We start from the raw sequence: 14,676 nt of genomic DNA, 5'->3' as shown, positions 1-14,676 counted from the left end.
CCTATGCCTGGCTGGTGTTCGCGCTCGGTTTTGGGCTTCTGCTGTCCGACTACATGTCGCGACAGGTCCTCAACGCGGTTTTTCCCCTGCTGAAAGCGGAATGGCTGCTCTCCGATGCCAAGTTGGGCTCTCTCAGCGGCATCGTGGCCCTGATGGTCGGTGTGCTCACCTTCCCCCTGTCGCTTCTGGCGGACCGCTGGGGCCGGGTCAGGATGTTGGTCATCGCCGCGACGGCGTGGAGCCTGGCGACCCTGGGCTGCGCCATTTCCGCGAGCTACGGCCAGATGTTCCTGGGCCGGTTCATGGTGGGCGTAGGAGAGGCGGCCTACGGGAGCGTCGGCATCGCGGTGGTGCTCAGCGTGTTCCCCATCGGTTTGCGGGCCACGCTCTCCGGAGCCTTCATGGCGGGGGGTTCGTTCGGATCCGTGCTGGGCGTGTCGGTCGGCGGTGTGATCGCCCAGGAGCATGGCTGGCGCTGGGCGTTCGGCGCGATGGGAATCCTCGGACTGGTCCTGGCCGCGGTCTACGGCCTCGTGGTCACCGAGAAGAGGCTGGGCCCGGCGTCCATCCGTAACAGCGCCGTGTCCGGTGAACGCGCCCCCATCCGGGCCCAGTTGCCGCGGCTGTTCTCCTCGGTCTCCGTGGTCTGCGCCTACATCGGCAGCGGGCTGCAGATGTTCATCGCGATGGCCCTGCTCGCGTGGATACCCAGTTTCCTCAACCGGTACTACGACATGCCTCCTGCGAAGGCCGGCCTGGCCGCCGGGGTCTTCGCGCTGATCAGTGGCATTGGCATGATCCTCTGCGGGATCGTCGCGGACCGCCTCAGCCGGAAGGCCGCGGCCCGGAAGTGGATCGTTGCGATTGTCTGCGCTCTCGGGTCGTTCGTGCTGCTGATGGCGGGATTCCACTTGCCGGTCGGCCCGCTGCAGCTCGTGTTGATCGCGGCCGGGACCCTGGTGGCCGGCGGCACCGCCGGTCCGGCGGCCGCCATGGTGGCCAATCTGACCCCCGCCGCCATTGCGGCGACGGCTTTCGCCACCCTCACTCTGGCCAACAGCCTGCTCGGGCTGGCCCCCGGGCCCGCGGTGACGGGCATGCTCGCGGACCACCTGGGCCTGCTCGGCGCACTGCAGGTGATCCCGCTCGTCGCGCTAGCGAGCAGCGTGGCCTTCACCATCGGCAAGTTCTCCTACGAAAATGACCTGCGCCGTCTGGGGCTGTTCCCCGGCCCGGCGCTCAAGATCCCGGAGCTGCAGTCATGAATCTCAGCGCACAGCCGACGGTCGTCATCGTCCCCGGACTGCGCGATCATGTGCCGGACCACTGGCAGACCGTCCTCGCCGACACGATCGCGGACGCCCGAACCGTTCCCCCGCTGGAGAAGGACAGGCTGAGCCGCGATGCCCAGGTCGCCGCACTGGACGAGGCGCTGTCGGACATCTCCGGGCCCGTCGTACTGGTTGCCCACAGTGCCGGGGTGATGACCACCGTGCACTGGGCACAACGACACCGGCGTCCCGTCAAGGGCGCACTGCTGGCGGCGCCGCCGGACTTCGACACGCCGCTGCCGGAGGGCTACCCCACCCTGGGAGCCCTGCGCGAAAACGGCTGGACGCCGACGCCGCGGACACCCCTGCCCTTCCCCAGCATCGTCGCAGCGAGCACGAACGACCCCCTGGCCGCTGCCGATCGCGTCGCCGATCTCGCCAGGGCATGGGGGAGCCGCCTCGTGGACCTCGGCCCGGTCGGACACCTCAACCCTGCCTCCGGCTACGGCGCATGGCCCCGGGCGGAGGAGTTCGTCCGCGAGCTGGTCCAAGCCTCGTCCGACATGTCCGCCTGACCGGCGACGGCCTTGCCTCACGGCTCCCTCCTGCCCGCGCCGGGCAGGAGGGAGCCGTGTGCGGCCGAGCACCCCTCGTTGCAGACATGTCGATGAGCCCCGTAGGCGCTTCCCCTGGCCGGCCTCTACGCACCGGTCCCCACCCGCACGACCCCGCCCCTGGAGGCGCTGATGAGCACCGATGCCGACCTGCTGTGGTCCCCCAGCCGCTCGACGGCCGAAAGCTCCAACATCGCCGGCTTCATGCGCTGGCTGAGCGAAACGCGGGGACTGTCCTTCGCCGACTACCCGGAGCTGTGGCGGTGGAGCACCACCGACGTGCCCGCCTTCTGGTCGGCGGTATGGGAGTTCTACGGCCTCGACGCCGTCACCAGCTACGACGAGGTGCTGGCCGACGCGTCGATGCCCGGAGCCTCCTGGTTCGGGGGAGCGCGGATGAACTTCGCCGAGCAATGCTTCGCCCGTACCACCGACGAGCGCCCGGCCTTGATCAGTGTCTCCGAAGGCGGCGTTCCGGTGGAGACGTCGTGGCGGCAGCTCGGACGCGACGTCGCCGCTCTCGCCGCATCCCTTCGCGAGATGGGCGTGGGGCCTGGTGACCGCGTTGCCGGTTACCTCCCGAACACGTCCCATGCCGTGGTCGCGTTGCTGGCCAGTGCTGCTGTCGGCGCGGTGTGGACCGTGTGCTCGCCGGACTTCGGTACGTCCAGCGTGCTCGCGCGGCTGCAGCAGGCGCAGCCGACGGTTCTGGTGGCCGCCGACGGCTACTTCTACGGGGGGAAGAAATTCGACCGACGTCCGGCGGTCGCTGAGATCGCGGACGGGCTGCCCACGCTCCGGCATCTGATCGCGGTCGGCCACCTCTCCACGTCCTCAACCACCTCACCGTGGTCGCAGCGGCCTCAGCTGGAGCAGCACACGTGGTCCACGCTGCTCGACACCCGGGCCGAACTCACCTTCGCCGACGTCGCCTTCGACCACCCCCTGTGGATCTTGTGGTCATCGGGCACCACAGGCGTACCGAAGGGCATTGTGCAGGGTCACGGCGGCATCGTCGTCGAGCTGCTCAAGGCCCTCGGTCTCGGCGTCGACCTGCGGAGCGACGACCGCTATTTCTTCCATACGTCCACCAGCTGGATGGTGTGGAACTTCATGGTCGGCGGCCTGCTGCACGGCGCCACGATCGTCCTGTACGACGGCAGCCCCACGTACCCCGACGTCAACGGCGTCTGGAAGGTCGCCGAACAGACGCGCGCGACGATGGTCGGCGTGGGAGCGGCCTACCTGGTCGCAGCAGAGAAAGCGGATGCGCACCCAGCGGCTGAGATCGATCTGAGCGCTCTGCGGTCCATCCTGCAGACCGGCTCATCGCTTCCCGGCAGCACGTGGCGCTGGGTTTACGACCGTCTCGCTCCCGACGTCTGGCTGCAGTCGATCTGTGGAGGGACCGATGTCTGCTCGGTCCTCGCGGGGGGCTCCCCGCTCCTGCCGGTGCGGGTCGGCCGGATCCAGTGTCCCGGGCTCGGCGTTGCCATCGCCGCCTGGGACGCCTCCGGACAGCCGCTTGTCGGGGCGCAGGGGGAGCTGGTGGTGACGGCACCGCTTCCCTCGATGCCGTTGCACTTCGTCAACGACCCGGAGAATCAGCGCTATCTCGCAAGCTACTTCGATGTCTATCCCGGAGTGTGGCGGCACGGCGATTGGGTCACGGTCGAACCGGACCTGTCGGTCGTGGTGGTGGGACGTTCGGATTCAACACTCAACCGTATGGGCGTGCGGATGGGGTCCGCCGACATCTACGCCGTTGTCGAGCAGCTTCCCCAGATCGCAGACAGTCTGGTCATCGGCGCCGAACTGCCGGACGGCCGGTACGTCATGCCGCTCTTCGTCGTCCTCGCCGAAGGGGAATCCGTCGACGACACACTTCGGAGTGCCATCGCGACGTCGATCAGGCACACGCTCTCACCTCGGCACGTTCCGGACGTCATCGTTCCGATATCTGCCGTGCCGCGCACCTTGACCGGGAAGAAGCTGGAGGTCCCCGTCAAGCGCATCATCCAGGGAGCCCGCGCCGCTGATGTGACCGCTGAGGGCGCAGTCACCCACCCCGAGATGCTGGCCTGGTTCGAGGGGTTCGCCACCAGGCTCCCTTCCGGACACCGACGCGGCCGCCAGGACGGTAAATGATCTCCATGCCCGTTCCTGGGACGGACCGCGTCACCGGATCCATCAGCACGTGCGGAAATGGCGGTGATGACCGGGGCTGACGGCGCACTGGTCCGTTGGTCCTGCTGGCCGGCAGTGTGTCAGGTCGCTTGGCGGGCAGGTCGGGACCCGGCTGTGCCGCCGCGCTGCTGGGAGCCGGCGACCCGGTGGTCGCCGGCTCCCAGCGACAGAACCTCCTCGCACCTGTCCCGGCGCGGGGTGCCTCGGCGCCGGATCGTTCGGGGGCCGACGGGGTGATCCCGGGGTGACCGGCGGACGCGGCCGGCCCCGGTTCCGCTGTCCGCGCCCTGTCCATGCGGACGGTACGTGGACCGACGCCGTGCTTCGGCGTCGTAGGCATGCAGCTCGGCGTAGCGGCCCCGGTCTTCAGCTGCTGGGTGACCTGTTCGCTGGTGCAGTGGTGAGCGAGCAAGTCCCGGACGAATCCTGCGCGGAGATCGTCTTGGACAGCTGGACGCCGGCCCCGGCCCAGTCGGTGCCGTTCTCGATGAGGACCAGGTCGTTGCCGCTGATCTTGGCGAAGCCGAGCAGGTCGAGGGCGTCGACCTGCGGCAGGATGTCGTCGACTTCCAGTGCGCCTGTCCAGCTCCGTACCCTCGACCCGGCCGGGGGTACGGGTTTCATGACGCGGTCGATCAGCTCTTCGAAGGCGGCGCCGTTGCGGTCGCGTGGCCGGTCCAGGCCGGCGCCGAAGGTCTCGTGGATGGTGCCGTAGGGGCGGGAGCCGAGCACGACGATCCGGTCGGCCATCAGCACGGCCTCTTCGATACCCGGCAGCTGAACTTGAATCCGCCCTCCCCGACCGTTTCTGCGCAGCGACGTGCTGAATGGAACCAACGGAACGGAAGAGCACCTTCCTGGGCCATTGGCCGACCGCGGGAGATTCCGAGAGCGAGAATTGTGAGTGGGTGCCGTGCCGCTCGGTTCACGGAGTCAGGTCGCGAGGTCCTGTCCGGTGAACTGGGTGCCGAGCCGGCGGGAGAAGACGATGAACGGTTCGTTCCGCGTCGGACAAGTTGTCGGGGTACCACTGCGGATGCACTGGAGCGTGCCGCTGCTGGTGGTCCTGTTCGCGTACGGTCTTGGCCGCCAGACCCTCCCCGCATGGACGCCAGGGCGCTCGGATGCGGTTTATACCTTCGCCAGTGCGGTGGGGGCCGTGCTGCTCATGGGCAGCCTCCTGCTCCACGAGACGGCACACGCTGCGACTGCCCGCAGGAAGAAGATCGCGGTACAGGATGTGACGCTGTGGGCGTTGGGCGGGATGACCCGGATGGGGCGACCGCAGACGGCTGCGGTGGCTTTCGCGGTGGCGGTCAGCGGGCCGCTCACCAGCCTGGCCATTGGAGGCGCCGCGCTCGGAGTGGGAATCGGGCTGCATTCGATGTCTGGCTGGGCGGTGCCCGCCGCCGTTCTGGTGTGGCTCGGCTGGGCGAACCTGTTCCTGGGCGCATTCAACCTCCTTCCCGCTGCGCCGCTCGACGGTGGAAGGGTGGTGCAGGCGCTGTTGTGGTGGCGTACCGGAGACCGGGAACGTGCGGATCGGGCGGCCTCCCGAAGCGGTCAGGTCGTGGGCGTGCTGCTGATGGCCTTCGGCTGGATCTCCTTTCTGCGCGGGGTGCCGGGCGGGCTGTGGCTCGTCTTCGTCGGTCTCTTCATCACGGTCGTTGCCGGCGCCGAACGGCAGCGCGCCGTGATCCACACGGTACTGCGGGGCGTCAAGGTCGCCGATGCCATGTCCAGCCCGGTGACCACCGGCGCCGACTGGCTGACCATCCGGCATTTCATCGACGAGGTGGCAGTGAACTCCCGCCATTCCGCCGTGCCACTGCTCGATTTCGAAGGCCGTCCCAGCGGGATCGTTCAGATACGCAAGCTTGCCGGGATACCGGGAGCGCGCCGGGAGGCGCTGCGCGTGCGTGAGGTGGCGATCCCACTGTCACAGTGCGCGGTTGCCGCCCCGAGTGATCTTCTGAGTGAGGCGCTCGACAAGCTCCGCTCGGGTACGGGCATGCGCATTCTCGTCGTGGACGGGGGCCATCTGGTGGGGATCGTCACCGCGAAGGACATTTCGCGGCTGATGCAGCGGCACACGCTGGGGGGCCAAGGGCCCGACTGAGCCGGGCCCCGCAGCGTCGTCGGTACTCAAGGGCACCGCAGCGAACCTCCGCAACGGGGACACGGTGCGGCGCCAGCGGCTGGTGTTCGCCCTCGGTTAGCCCTCTCATGCTGCTGGCATCTACCGCGATGAGCGCTGGCTCGATCATCGCGGCGTCCTCGGGAGCGTCGCCGTCGAGCAGCTGTTGCCCGCCAGATGGCGGGGTGTGGACTGCGTTCACTGCTGTTCCCGCAGCAGTGCCAGGCGACGTTTGTACTCGTCCTCGTCGATTTCCCCGCGGGCGAACCGCTCGGCGAGCAGTTCCTCGGCGCGCCTGCCTCCCCACCCATGCTCGCCGGAGGAAGGAGGCGGGCCAGGCTGGTGACCACGGTGGGCGCTGGTCAGGTAGTGGACAAGGACAACGATGCCCGCGATCGCCAGTGCCCAGAACATCACCATGACCACGGCCATGACGAGCCAGCCGCCCCAGCCCCATCCGCCGCCGTACCACACCATGCCGATCACTTCCTTTGGTTCCCCTCAATTCCAGGGTGGGTCGGAAACGCCTTCGACGGAAATCGGGAGCCTGCTTCCCGGTGCTGGGCCGAACGGACGGGGGCTCATGCCTGCGGCCGGAAGGTCGATCGCTGCGCGTGGTCGTCGGGTGCGAACAGGCTGGTGGGCACCACGATCGCCTCCGGGGAGGACTTGAGGCAGCGGCGTACCACCGTCGGACGAGGCGAGCCGCGCTGCCGCGTTCCGCAGGCCCTGAACGTGGTGAGCACCAAGAAGGGCAACATCCCGGCCCTGCCCGACATCAGTCCCGTCCAGGTGACTGCGGGAGTGAGGCCGACCTTTGACTCGGGGCGGCGCCGGAGGGAAGGTACGTCCCGGGTGCGGTGGACCCGCAGGCGTTCACGCACCTTCGGCCCGGAACTCTCCGGCAGGAGGCACGTATGACCGAGCCATGCCTCCGTAGACACCAGTCATGGCTGTGAATCTCAGGCCGACAGGATTCCGACCGACCTGCCGAAGTGGGGCGGACGGCGACCAAAGATCCTCCGCCCCGCGTACGGGAGCCAGGCGCGGCTGCACGTCAGCTTTCAGTGATCTCGATGTGCCGAGGCTTGGCTGCTTCGGCCTTGGGAACGGTCACGATGAGCACCCCGTCGGCCAGGGTGGCCTTGATCTCTTCGGCCTTGACTTCGGCGGGCAGCAGCGCCCGGTATTCGAAGTGTCCGGTCCGCCGGGTGCCGCGCCGCAAGACGCCTTCACGTTCACACTCTTTGCACTCCCCGGTAATGCGCAGTTCCCGCTCACTGACCTCGACGTCGATGTCCTGCCGGTTGATCCCGGGAAGTTCCGCCTCGACCACGTAGGCGTCGTCCTTCTCGTGCATGTCCGCCAGGGGCGACCAAGCCCCGGCAGGAGCAGCGGACTCGAGCAGCCGGTTCATCCGCTCGAAGAGTTCGTCGAACTCGGCGGTCATAGGCTCGCCCCAGCTCATGGCTGGGAACGTCCTCTCCAGGAGCCGGCCGGGCCGGTGGTGTACAGGCAACGTCATCGCGGTTCACCTCCGCGAAACGACAGCATTCGGGTCAATTTCCATGCTGCGCCCCACTGCCTTGCCCGGCGAATCGTGCGCCGGGGCACTCCAACACTCTTCCCGGTCACATTCCCAGGGGCGGCAGGAAGCCGCCTCACTGAGCGTCGGCACATGGCGGAGTCCTTCCAGTCCGGCAATGGTCCTGCACAGGCGGGCTTCGGCGTCCGGAGTGGCGCCGCGTACCGGGTGCCGATCGGCGCGCGGCCATTAACGTGGAGGTGTGGCCGGCCCCGGGGTGCGCGGGGCGAGACGGAGGCACCGTGGGCGACAACGGAACTGACCGCTGCGGCGTGGAGCGCCGTCGGCTGAGCACGTTGCCGGAGGATCTCCAGGGGCGCCTCGACACCGTGCAGCGCGGTCCTGCCGCCGCGGCCGTCCTGTTGGACGCCGTCATGTCAGTGGGCAGAGGGCTCGACCTGCCCCAGGTGCTGCACCGCATCGTCGACGCTGCGGTCATTGTGGTCGATGCCGAGTACGGAGCCCTGGGAGTCGTTGGCGAGGGAACCCGGCTCACGCAGTTCCTGCCGGTGGGCATCACGGGGAAGCAGCGCGAGGCCATCGGCCCACTGCCCGAAGGGCACGGCATCCTCGGCGAGCTGATCCGCCACCCCGAGCCGCTGCGGCTCGCGGAACTCTCCGGGCATCCGTCGTCCTACGGGTTTCCGCCGAACCATCCCCCGATGCACTCGTTCCTGGGGGTTCCCATCCGGGTCCGCGACGAGGTGTTCGGCAATCTGTATCTCACCGAGAAACGGGGCGGCCGCGAATTCGATGCCGAGGACGAGACCGTGCTCTCGACACTCGCGGTGGCAGCGGGAGTCGCCATCGAGAACGCCCGTCTGTATGCGCAGACGCGCGACCGTCAACGCTGGCAGGAAGCCAACAGCGAGATCGTCGCGGGTCTGCTGAGCGGGGCGGACGACGCACACGTCCTGCACATGATCGTCGATCACTCCTCGCGTATTCTCGGCGCGGATCTCGGCGTCCTGGCACTTCCCGCCGGCGCCGGGGGACAGTCCCTCCGTGTGGCACTGGCATCGGGCGTGGACGCCGAGATGCATCGCGGTCTGATCCTGCCACGCGAGGGATCGTTCGTCGGCGCGGCTCTCGACGCGGGCGAACCGATCACCAGCCTCGATGTCGCACGCGATCCCCGGATCACCGAAGGCCCCCCGAGGTGGCCGGGGCTCGGCCCGGCTGTCGCGGTCCCGATGGTGACGGGGGACCGGACCCGTGGTGTGCTGCTGCTGGCCCGGGTGCGGGACAGTCGCGCCTTCACCGATTCGGAGACCGCGCCCCTGCTGGCGTTCGCAGGGCAGGCGGCCCTGGCGATGGAACTCACTGAGCGGCGCGAGTCCGCCGAGCAGATTGCCCTGCTGGAGGAACGCGACCGCATCGCCAGGGATCTGCACGACCTGGCCATTCAACGGCTGTTCGCCACCGGGATGACGCTGCAGAGCGTGGTGCGGCTCGTGGATCAGCCACAGGCGAGCGAGCGGTTGCTGCGCGCGGTGGACGATCTGGACGAGACCATCAAGATCATCCGGTCCACCATCTTCGGCCTCCGCGCCCGTGACTCGGGTCGGACCGGCCAGGGGCTGCGTGCTCGGACGGCGACCATGGTCGAGCAGGCCGCACGGACCCTGGGCTTTCAGCCGTCCCTGCGGATGGGAGGGCTGATCGATACGGATGTGCCGACCGAGATCGCCGAGCAGGTGATCGCGGTCCTCGGCGAGGCGCTCAGCAACGTCGCCCGCCACGCGAGGGCGACGGCGGTGGACATCTCGCTGGTGGTGGGTAAGGGGGCACTGAACCTGGTCGTTTCCGACAACGGTGTGGGCATGCCCGAGCACGGCGGTGCCCGCAGCGGACTCGACAACCTCGCACGGCGCGCCGAGAGACTCGGCGGCGAGATGAATGTGGGGGCATCGGAGCAGGACGGCACCCGGCTGAGCTGGTGTGTGCCACTGCGGCTGTTCTGAGGCTCTGGGGCCGCACGGTCATCTCCGGTGGTGCCCGGCAGTGGGCGGGGAGGATTCCGTGGCGTGCGCGGCGATCACGGCCGCCTGGATGCGACGCTCGACGCCGAGCTTGGCCAACAGACGGGAGATGTGGTTCTTGACCGTCTTCTCCGACAGATAGAGGCGCTTACCGATCTGGCTGTTGGTCAGTCCTTCACCGATCATAGCGAGGACGTCCTTCTCCCGAGGCGACAGCTCCGACAGCGCGTCGTCCTCCGCAGGTGCAGTACCGAGTTCCTCCTCGCGCAGGCTGGTCATCAGCCGAGCCGTGGTCGACGGGTCGAGGGTCGAGCGCCCGGAAGCCAGTGTGCGGACGGCGGCGACGAGGTCCGCACCCTTGATCTCCTTGAGTACGTAGCCTGCCGCGCCGGCCATGATGGCGTCGAGCAGCGCTTCGTCGTCGTCGAACGAGGTGAGCATCAGGCAGGCCAGTTCCGGCATCCGCGAGCGCAGCTCACGGCAGACCGTGATCCCGTCACCGTCCGGCAGCCGCACATCGAGAATCGCGACATCGGGGCGCAGCGCCGGGCCGCGGGACAGTGCGTGATCGGCCGTGCCGGCATCGCCGACGACCTCGATGTCGGGTTCCGCGTCCAGCAGATCCTGCACCCCGCGCCTGACGACCTCGTGGTCGTCCAGCAGAAACACGCGGATCGGCTTCTGCGCCGAGAACCCCGTCACGTCGCTCATGGTGCCCTCCTCGCTGTCGCGTCGACGGGCTGCGCAGTCCCGCCCCTCACTCATCGTGGGTCCGTACGGGAGAGATGTACCAGGGCCGGACGGCCCCACGCCCGGACCGTTCAGGCATCAAGGGGCTCGGCACGGGGACCGTACAGCTGCAGCAGCCTCGTCCGTGTTCCGTACAGCCGCTCCGCCACCGTCTCGGCGACGTACTTGTACACCGCCCGGCCCAGAACTGCATCGGCCTCGCACAGCGAGCGGACGGCAGCGGCATCGAATTCCACGGCCCGACCCGCACGGATCACGTGCGCACCCAGGTGCCACACGTGCGGGGAGAACAACCAGGACCAGCCCAGCAGGTCATCCTGGCCCAGCGTCTCGACGACCGCCGCACGGCGGCCGGGAACATGGAGGTCGACCTCGACCTGTCCGGTGCGGATGATCCAGAAGCGGTCGGCTTTTCGGCCTTCCTCGAAGAGCCGTGCGTCGAGGACCAGAGGCACTTCGCGGGCCGCCTCGTCGAGCAGGCGAGCCCGGCCCTCGGGCGGGATCACGTCGAGCAGACTCCTGGCCGTTGACATGGAACCTCCGTTGCTGGCTGACGGTGTGTACCCGAGCGCCCGCTCTGAACGATATGCCCGCTTTCAGTGGGTCGCTCGGCCGTGCTGCGTGGTGCGATACGGAATCCACGCCGTGCCTGTACGCAGATGGCCAGAACTGGCGGACTCGTGTGCTCGGGCGTTGCCGTACATCCATGATCGCGGCGTCAGGTCGAGGAACCTCGGGGGCCCCCACCAGCCGGAGCGGGGTGGCTCTTCAGTACGTGAATGCGGCGTCCGGTCATGCGGGTGGGGGTGATGGTCAGCCATACATTCCGTGGGCCGCCGGCCCACGGGGTGGTGTAGGCGAGTTCGTCCAGTCTGCGGGCGGCTTCGGGATCGGTGATGGTTGCTGCCGTACCGACGAGAAGTACGCTCCACCCTTGGCTCAGGGCTTCGTCGATGTGGTCCACTTCGAAGGCCACCGGGTGGTCCGCCGCAGTGGCGGGCAGCGTGTGGTGAGCAGTGCGATAGGCGATCCGGTCACCATCCACGACGTAGTTGACCGGCAGGATGGCCGGCCCGTCGTCCGTCGTCAGACCGATCCGGCCCACTCCGTGGGTGGACAACAGCTGGCGGCACTCCTGGGGGCCGAGTTCGAGCAACTGGGTGTGGTAGCCGGCGCGGCCGATGCCCGGCGGCAGCTCCGTTGTGCTGCCGGTCAGCTCGGCCGCGGTGGTCTCCAGCGCCTGGGCCAGTCGCAGCAGAAACCCGATGCCGGGTGTGGCCTGCCGCTCCTCGACGTACTGGATGTAACCGGGCGCCGATCCGGCCCGCTCGGCCACTTGCTCACGGCTGAGCCCGAGCTGCTCGCGGCGCATCATCACCCGTCGGCCCAGGTCTCCCGACGGGGTTCTGTCCGGCTTGCTGTCCGATGAGTGGCTTTGTTCGTGCACCATGCTGCACACATCCTTTGTGGATCCGGTCCGGTCATCAGGCCGCCGCCGTTCTCCGCGCTCTTCTCTGCGTGCTCTTCTTCGACTCCATCGTGTGCCACCGGGGTGCGCGGCGCTTGGGCCGACCGGCCTGGTCTCGCGACCCGCTCAGCCCATGCCGCGGGCCGCACGGGGCGTACAGGATGGTGGCACGCGCTCCTGCCCACACGCTCCGCGATGCACTGCGGGCAAGGAACGGTGTCACAGGGGAATGAGGCCGGATCATGATGGAAGAAATGCCCCCCGGAGAAGGCCAAGGACACGGCGCGCCCAGCACCAGCACCCGGAGGCTGCCGATCCGCGCCTCGGATCGCATCCAGCGCTGGGGCAGAGTGCTCTTGGTTGTGGTTTTTCTACTGGCGGCACCCCTGGCGTCGGCTTCCACGGGCCGTGCGGTGCACGACGCCGAGACTCGTCGTGCCGCCACGCTCTCCGATGCAAGGAAGGTCGAGGCACGGCTCATTTCCGACGCCGACGGCCCTGCTGCAGCTGCCATGGGGCAGACAACGGTGCGTGCTCCCGTCCGGTGGACACAGCCCGACGGTACCGCGCGCACGGCAGTGGTCAGTGTCTGGGCCGGCAGCCCGGCCGGCACCACCGTACCGATCTGGACCACTGCTCAAGGCGTGGCCACCAGCAGGGGACCCGCAGCACCCGGTGAGGTCGTTGCATCTGCATGGATGACTGCAGCAGGGACCTTCACAGCGGCGACGGGACTTTTCATCGCAGTGTGGAAATTTTTCACGAAGCTGGTGGACCGCGTCAGGTACGTGGGGTGGGAGAAGGAGTGGGACGAGGTGGAAGCCGAGCTGTCCGAGCAGTTCCGGAACCGGTAGCAGATCGGCGCTCGCTCTGCCTCGGACGCAGGACTTCGAGGAGAGACCATGGACAACACTCAATCAAGCGTGACCATGACGGGACCCGTCGTCGTCGGCACCGACGGTTCCGACCACGCGATGCGGGCCGTGCGGTGGGCGGCGGGCGAGGCAGCCGCCCGCAGTCGGCCGCTGCGGATCGTGTACGCCACCGCGACGAGCCACGGAAGTCTGTACCTCTCCCGGGAGGACATCCAGCAAATCGACGGCTTCGCGGAAAGCGTGCTGGAAGAGGCTTCTGCACTCGCACGCCGACTTGCTCCCGCCGTCCCCGTGACGACGACCGTGTGCGAGAACGAGACGACAGCATGCCTGCTCAGTGAAGCCGGTCCCGATGCCACGATCGTCGTGGGCTCCCGCGGACGCGGCGGATTCGCATCTTTGCTGGTCGGTTCGGACTCGCTCCGGGTGGCCGCTCGCTCCGATGTTCCGGTTGTCGTCGTGCCCCGCAGTGGTGACCGTGAACCGGCAGGTGTCGTCCTGGCCGCGGCACGGGACGAGCGTGACATGGAGACGCTGTGCGTTGCCGCCCGTCTGGCCGAGCGGGAGGGCGTCTCGCTGCGAGTGCTCAGCGCATGGGTCTTCCTGGAGAACGTCGGGAGCATGGCGACGATGTTCGATGGCGTGGGCCGGCTCGCCGCGGACCAGGCGACAGCGACTGCCCGGCTCGTCGAGCCCGTGCGCAGGGAGTTCCCGGACCTCACGGTGACCGAGCACGTCGTTCGTGCCGGATCCGTCTCTGAGGTGCTGGTGGCAGCGACCGCCGACGCCGACGTGATCGTCGTCGGATCCCATCGGCGTCCCCACTCCATCGGCTCTCCGCTCGGCCGCGTGACACATGCTGTCCTGCACCATGCGCACTGCCCAGTCGTCCTCGTTCCCCACTCTTGAGTTCTCTCCTCTTGACTTGAACAGAAGCGCCCCGTTGAGGAGCGGCGTCGCGCTCAGCGGGTATCTGGGACCACGGCCACGGGACAGGGCGCGTAGTGCAGTACCGCGTGATTCACCGGACCAAGGCGCAGTCCGTGGTGTCCGCCGGCTCGGCGTGCGCCGACGACCAGGAGCTCCGCGTCGGCGGCCGCCCCGATCAGTATCTGGTGTACAGGTCCCTGCTCAACGGATCGGTGGACAGCGGCGTCGGAGCCGGGTGGGAGGCGGATACCCGTGGATTCAGCAGGGCCGCGCCGGAGGAGGACCCGGGCATGGTCGCTCTCGATGAGGAACTTACTGCCGGTGACTGCTTGGACGCCGCCGAGGAAGCGCAGCAGGGCGGGTCTCGACGCGGGTGCGGCCGGGGCCGAGTCAGTGCCGAACACGATTGGCCCCTCCTTCGTTGGGTGGCAGTCCGTCTTCACCCTCACAGTCACGGCGCCGGGGCGGGATGGGCCCGACGGGTCCGGGCAGGGACCGACCGGCCCATATGCGACGGGCGTGCGCCGGGTCAGCCTGAGGGGGAACCTCATCGGAGAGGGCACAGGAAGGGGGGCGACGTCGTGAAGGCACTCGTTTTTCAGGGCCCGGGGCAGACCGCATGGCAGGACGTTCCGGACCCTCCGGTCAACGATGCTGCCCCCTCGATCTCGTCGAACGGGGCGTCGCAGGTGTGGAGGCAGTCCCGGACGGACTCCGCATCGAACCATCCCGCTCAGGGAGGTGCCGCGCTGCACATTCACGTTCTGTTACCGCGGGCACAGCGGCATCCGTGTCCAGCTCCTGCCAGGCCGACTGGGGAATCGCGTGCCCCACTCACGACTCACTCCCCCTCTGCCCGTGTGCCTGCCCGGCGAGC

At 68.4% G+C, this 14,676-nt stretch carries 15 protein-coding genes; 7 read left to right on the top strand and 8 right to left on the bottom strand.

From position 1 onward, the window contains the following. Window positions 1-14 precede the first annotated feature (14 nt). From NRF20_RS03750 to NRF20_RS03740, 3 genes are all read left to right on the top strand, one after another. Entirely contained in the window at window positions 15-1,265 is a 1,251-nt protein-coding gene (locus NRF20_RS03750; protein ID WP_413751994.1) for an MFS transporter, read from the top strand. Then, entirely contained in the window at window positions 1,262-1,846 is a 585-nt protein-coding gene (locus NRF20_RS03745; RefSeq protein WP_413751993.1) for an RBBP9/YdeN family alpha/beta hydrolase, read from the top strand. The genes NRF20_RS03750 and NRF20_RS03745 overlap by 4 nt, the downstream gene beginning before the upstream one ends. A 171-nt stretch (window positions 1,847-2,017) precedes the next feature. Then, window positions 2,018-4,033, top strand: a complete 2,016-nt coding sequence (locus NRF20_RS03740; protein ID WP_413751992.1) for an acetoacetate--CoA ligase — start codon at window positions 2,018-2,020, stop codon at window positions 4,031-4,033. Window positions 4,034-4,438: 405 nt separating this feature from the next. Here the strand turns inward: NRF20_RS03740 and NRF20_RS03735 are convergent, their stop codons facing one another. Further along, the gene (locus NRF20_RS03735; RefSeq protein WP_398632066.1) at window positions 4,439-4,822 is read right to left on the bottom strand and encodes an AAA-associated domain-containing protein; all 384 of its coding nucleotides are present in this window, start codon (window positions 4,820-4,822) and stop codon (window positions 4,439-4,441) included. Between the two features lie 238 nt (window positions 4,823-5,060). Here NRF20_RS03735 and NRF20_RS03730 point away from each other — a divergent pair, with 238 nt between their 5' ends. Beyond that, window positions 5,061-6,191, top strand: a complete 1,131-nt coding sequence (locus NRF20_RS03730; RefSeq protein WP_398631998.1) for a site-2 protease family protein — start codon at window positions 5,061-5,063, stop codon at window positions 6,189-6,191. A gap of 216 nt (window positions 6,192-6,407) precedes the next feature. Here the strand turns inward: NRF20_RS03730 and NRF20_RS03725 are convergent, their stop codons facing one another. The 3 genes from NRF20_RS03725 to NRF20_RS03715 form a co-directional block, all read right to left on the bottom strand. Continuing rightward, window positions 6,408-6,686, bottom strand: a complete 279-nt coding sequence (locus NRF20_RS03725; protein ID WP_398631997.1) for an SHOCT domain-containing protein — start codon at window positions 6,684-6,686, stop codon at window positions 6,408-6,410. A 104-nt stretch (window positions 6,687-6,790) separates the two neighbouring features. Next, on the bottom strand, window positions 6,791-7,153 hold the full coding sequence (locus tag NRF20_RS03720) for a hypothetical protein (RefSeq protein ID WP_413751991.1): 363 nt from the start codon (window positions 7,151-7,153) through the stop codon (window positions 6,791-6,793). 113 nt (window positions 7,154-7,266) lie between these two features. Next, the gene (locus NRF20_RS03715) at window positions 7,267-7,659 is read right to left on the bottom strand and encodes an Hsp20/alpha crystallin family protein (RefSeq protein WP_413751990.1); all 393 of its coding nucleotides are present in this window, start codon (window positions 7,657-7,659) and stop codon (window positions 7,267-7,269) included. 377 nt (window positions 7,660-8,036) lie between these two features. On the opposite strand from NRF20_RS03715, the gene NRF20_RS03710 reads away from it, so the two are divergent. Beyond that, a complete protein-coding gene (locus NRF20_RS03710; protein ID WP_413751989.1) occupies window positions 8,037-9,758 on the top strand; it encodes a GAF domain-containing protein in 1,722 nt (573 codons plus the stop codon). 18 nt (window positions 9,759-9,776) lie between these two features. Here NRF20_RS03710 and NRF20_RS03705 read toward each other — a convergent pair whose 3' ends face one another. The 3 genes from NRF20_RS03705 to NRF20_RS03695 form a co-directional block, all read right to left on the bottom strand. Further along, window positions 9,777-10,487 (bottom strand): response regulator, encoded by a 711-nt coding sequence (locus NRF20_RS03705; RefSeq protein ID WP_413751988.1) that lies wholly within the window; start codon window positions 10,485-10,487, stop codon window positions 9,777-9,779. Between the two features lie 110 nt (window positions 10,488-10,597). Then, complete coding sequence (locus tag NRF20_RS03700) at window positions 10,598-11,059, bottom strand: cyclic nucleotide-binding domain-containing protein (RefSeq protein WP_398631993.1); 462 nt, start codon at window positions 11,057-11,059, stop codon at window positions 10,598-10,600. Between the two features lie 185 nt (window positions 11,060-11,244). Further along, window positions 11,245-11,976, bottom strand: a complete 732-nt coding sequence (locus NRF20_RS03695) for a helix-turn-helix domain-containing protein (RefSeq protein WP_398631992.1) — start codon at window positions 11,974-11,976, stop codon at window positions 11,245-11,247. A 260-nt stretch (window positions 11,977-12,236) separates the two neighbouring features. Here NRF20_RS03695 and NRF20_RS03690 point away from each other — a divergent pair, with 260 nt between their 5' ends. Both NRF20_RS03690 and NRF20_RS03685 read left to right on the top strand, forming a co-directional pair. After that, window positions 12,237-12,848 carry a hypothetical protein gene (locus NRF20_RS03690; RefSeq protein WP_398631991.1) on the top strand — a complete coding sequence of 204 codons (612 nt, stop codon included), beginning with the start codon at window positions 12,237-12,239 and terminating at the stop codon, window positions 12,846-12,848. 48 nt (window positions 12,849-12,896) lie between these two features. Next, window positions 12,897-13,778 carry a universal stress protein gene (locus NRF20_RS03685; RefSeq protein WP_398631990.1) on the top strand — a complete coding sequence of 294 codons (882 nt, stop codon included), beginning with the start codon at window positions 12,897-12,899 and terminating at the stop codon, window positions 13,776-13,778. A gap of 53 nt (window positions 13,779-13,831) precedes the next feature. On the opposite strand, the gene NRF20_RS03680 is transcribed toward NRF20_RS03685, so the two are convergent. Next, a complete protein-coding gene (locus NRF20_RS03680) occupies window positions 13,832-14,203 on the bottom strand; it encodes a universal stress protein (protein WP_413751987.1) in 372 nt (123 codons plus the stop codon). Window positions 14,204-14,676: the final 473 nt, after the last annotated feature.

The sequence above is a fragment of the Streptomyces sp. R-74717 genome (genome assembly GCF_047305335.1).
GTDB lineage: Bacteria > Actinomycetota > Actinomycetes > Streptomycetales > Streptomycetaceae > Streptomyces > Streptomyces atratus.
The sequence above is the reverse complement of the archived record's forward strand: the minus strand, read 5'-3'. Positions and strand labels throughout refer to the sequence as shown.

Coding starts and splice junctions, on each gene's coding strand:
- NRF20_RS03705 (WP_413751988.1), bottom strand. CDS start 10,487: ATGAGCGACGTGACGGGGTTCTCGGCGCAGAAGCCGATCCGCGTGTTT.
- NRF20_RS03725 (WP_398631997.1), bottom strand. CDS start 6,686: ATGGTGTGGTACGGCGGCGGATGGGGCTGGGGCGGCTGGCTCGTCATG.
- NRF20_RS03745 (WP_413751993.1), top strand. CDS start 1,262: ATGAATCTCAGCGCACAGCCGACGGTCGTCATCGTCCCCGGACTGCGC.
- NRF20_RS03685 (WP_398631990.1), top strand. CDS start 12,897: ATGGACAACACTCAATCAAGCGTGACCATGACGGGACCCGTCGTCGTC.
- NRF20_RS03695 (WP_398631992.1), bottom strand. CDS start 11,976: ATGGTGCACGAACAAAGCCACTCATCGGACAGCAAGCCGGACAGAACC.
- NRF20_RS03690 (WP_398631991.1), top strand. CDS start 12,237: ATGATGGAAGAAATGCCCCCCGGAGAAGGCCAAGGACACGGCGCGCCC.
- NRF20_RS03700 (WP_398631993.1), bottom strand. CDS start 11,059: ATGTCAACGGCCAGGAGTCTGCTCGACGTGATCCCGCCCGAGGGCCGG.
- NRF20_RS03735 (WP_398632066.1), bottom strand. CDS start 4,822: ATGGCCGACCGGATCGTCGTGCTCGGCTCCCGCCCCTACGGCACCATC.
- NRF20_RS03730 (WP_398631998.1), top strand. CDS start 5,061: ATGAACGGTTCGTTCCGCGTCGGACAAGTTGTCGGGGTACCACTGCGG.
- NRF20_RS03740 (WP_413751992.1), top strand. CDS start 2,018: ATGAGCACCGATGCCGACCTGCTGTGGTCCCCCAGCCGCTCGACGGCC.
- NRF20_RS03715 (WP_413751990.1), bottom strand. CDS start 7,659: ATGACCGCCGAGTTCGACGAACTCTTCGAGCGGATGAACCGGCTGCTC.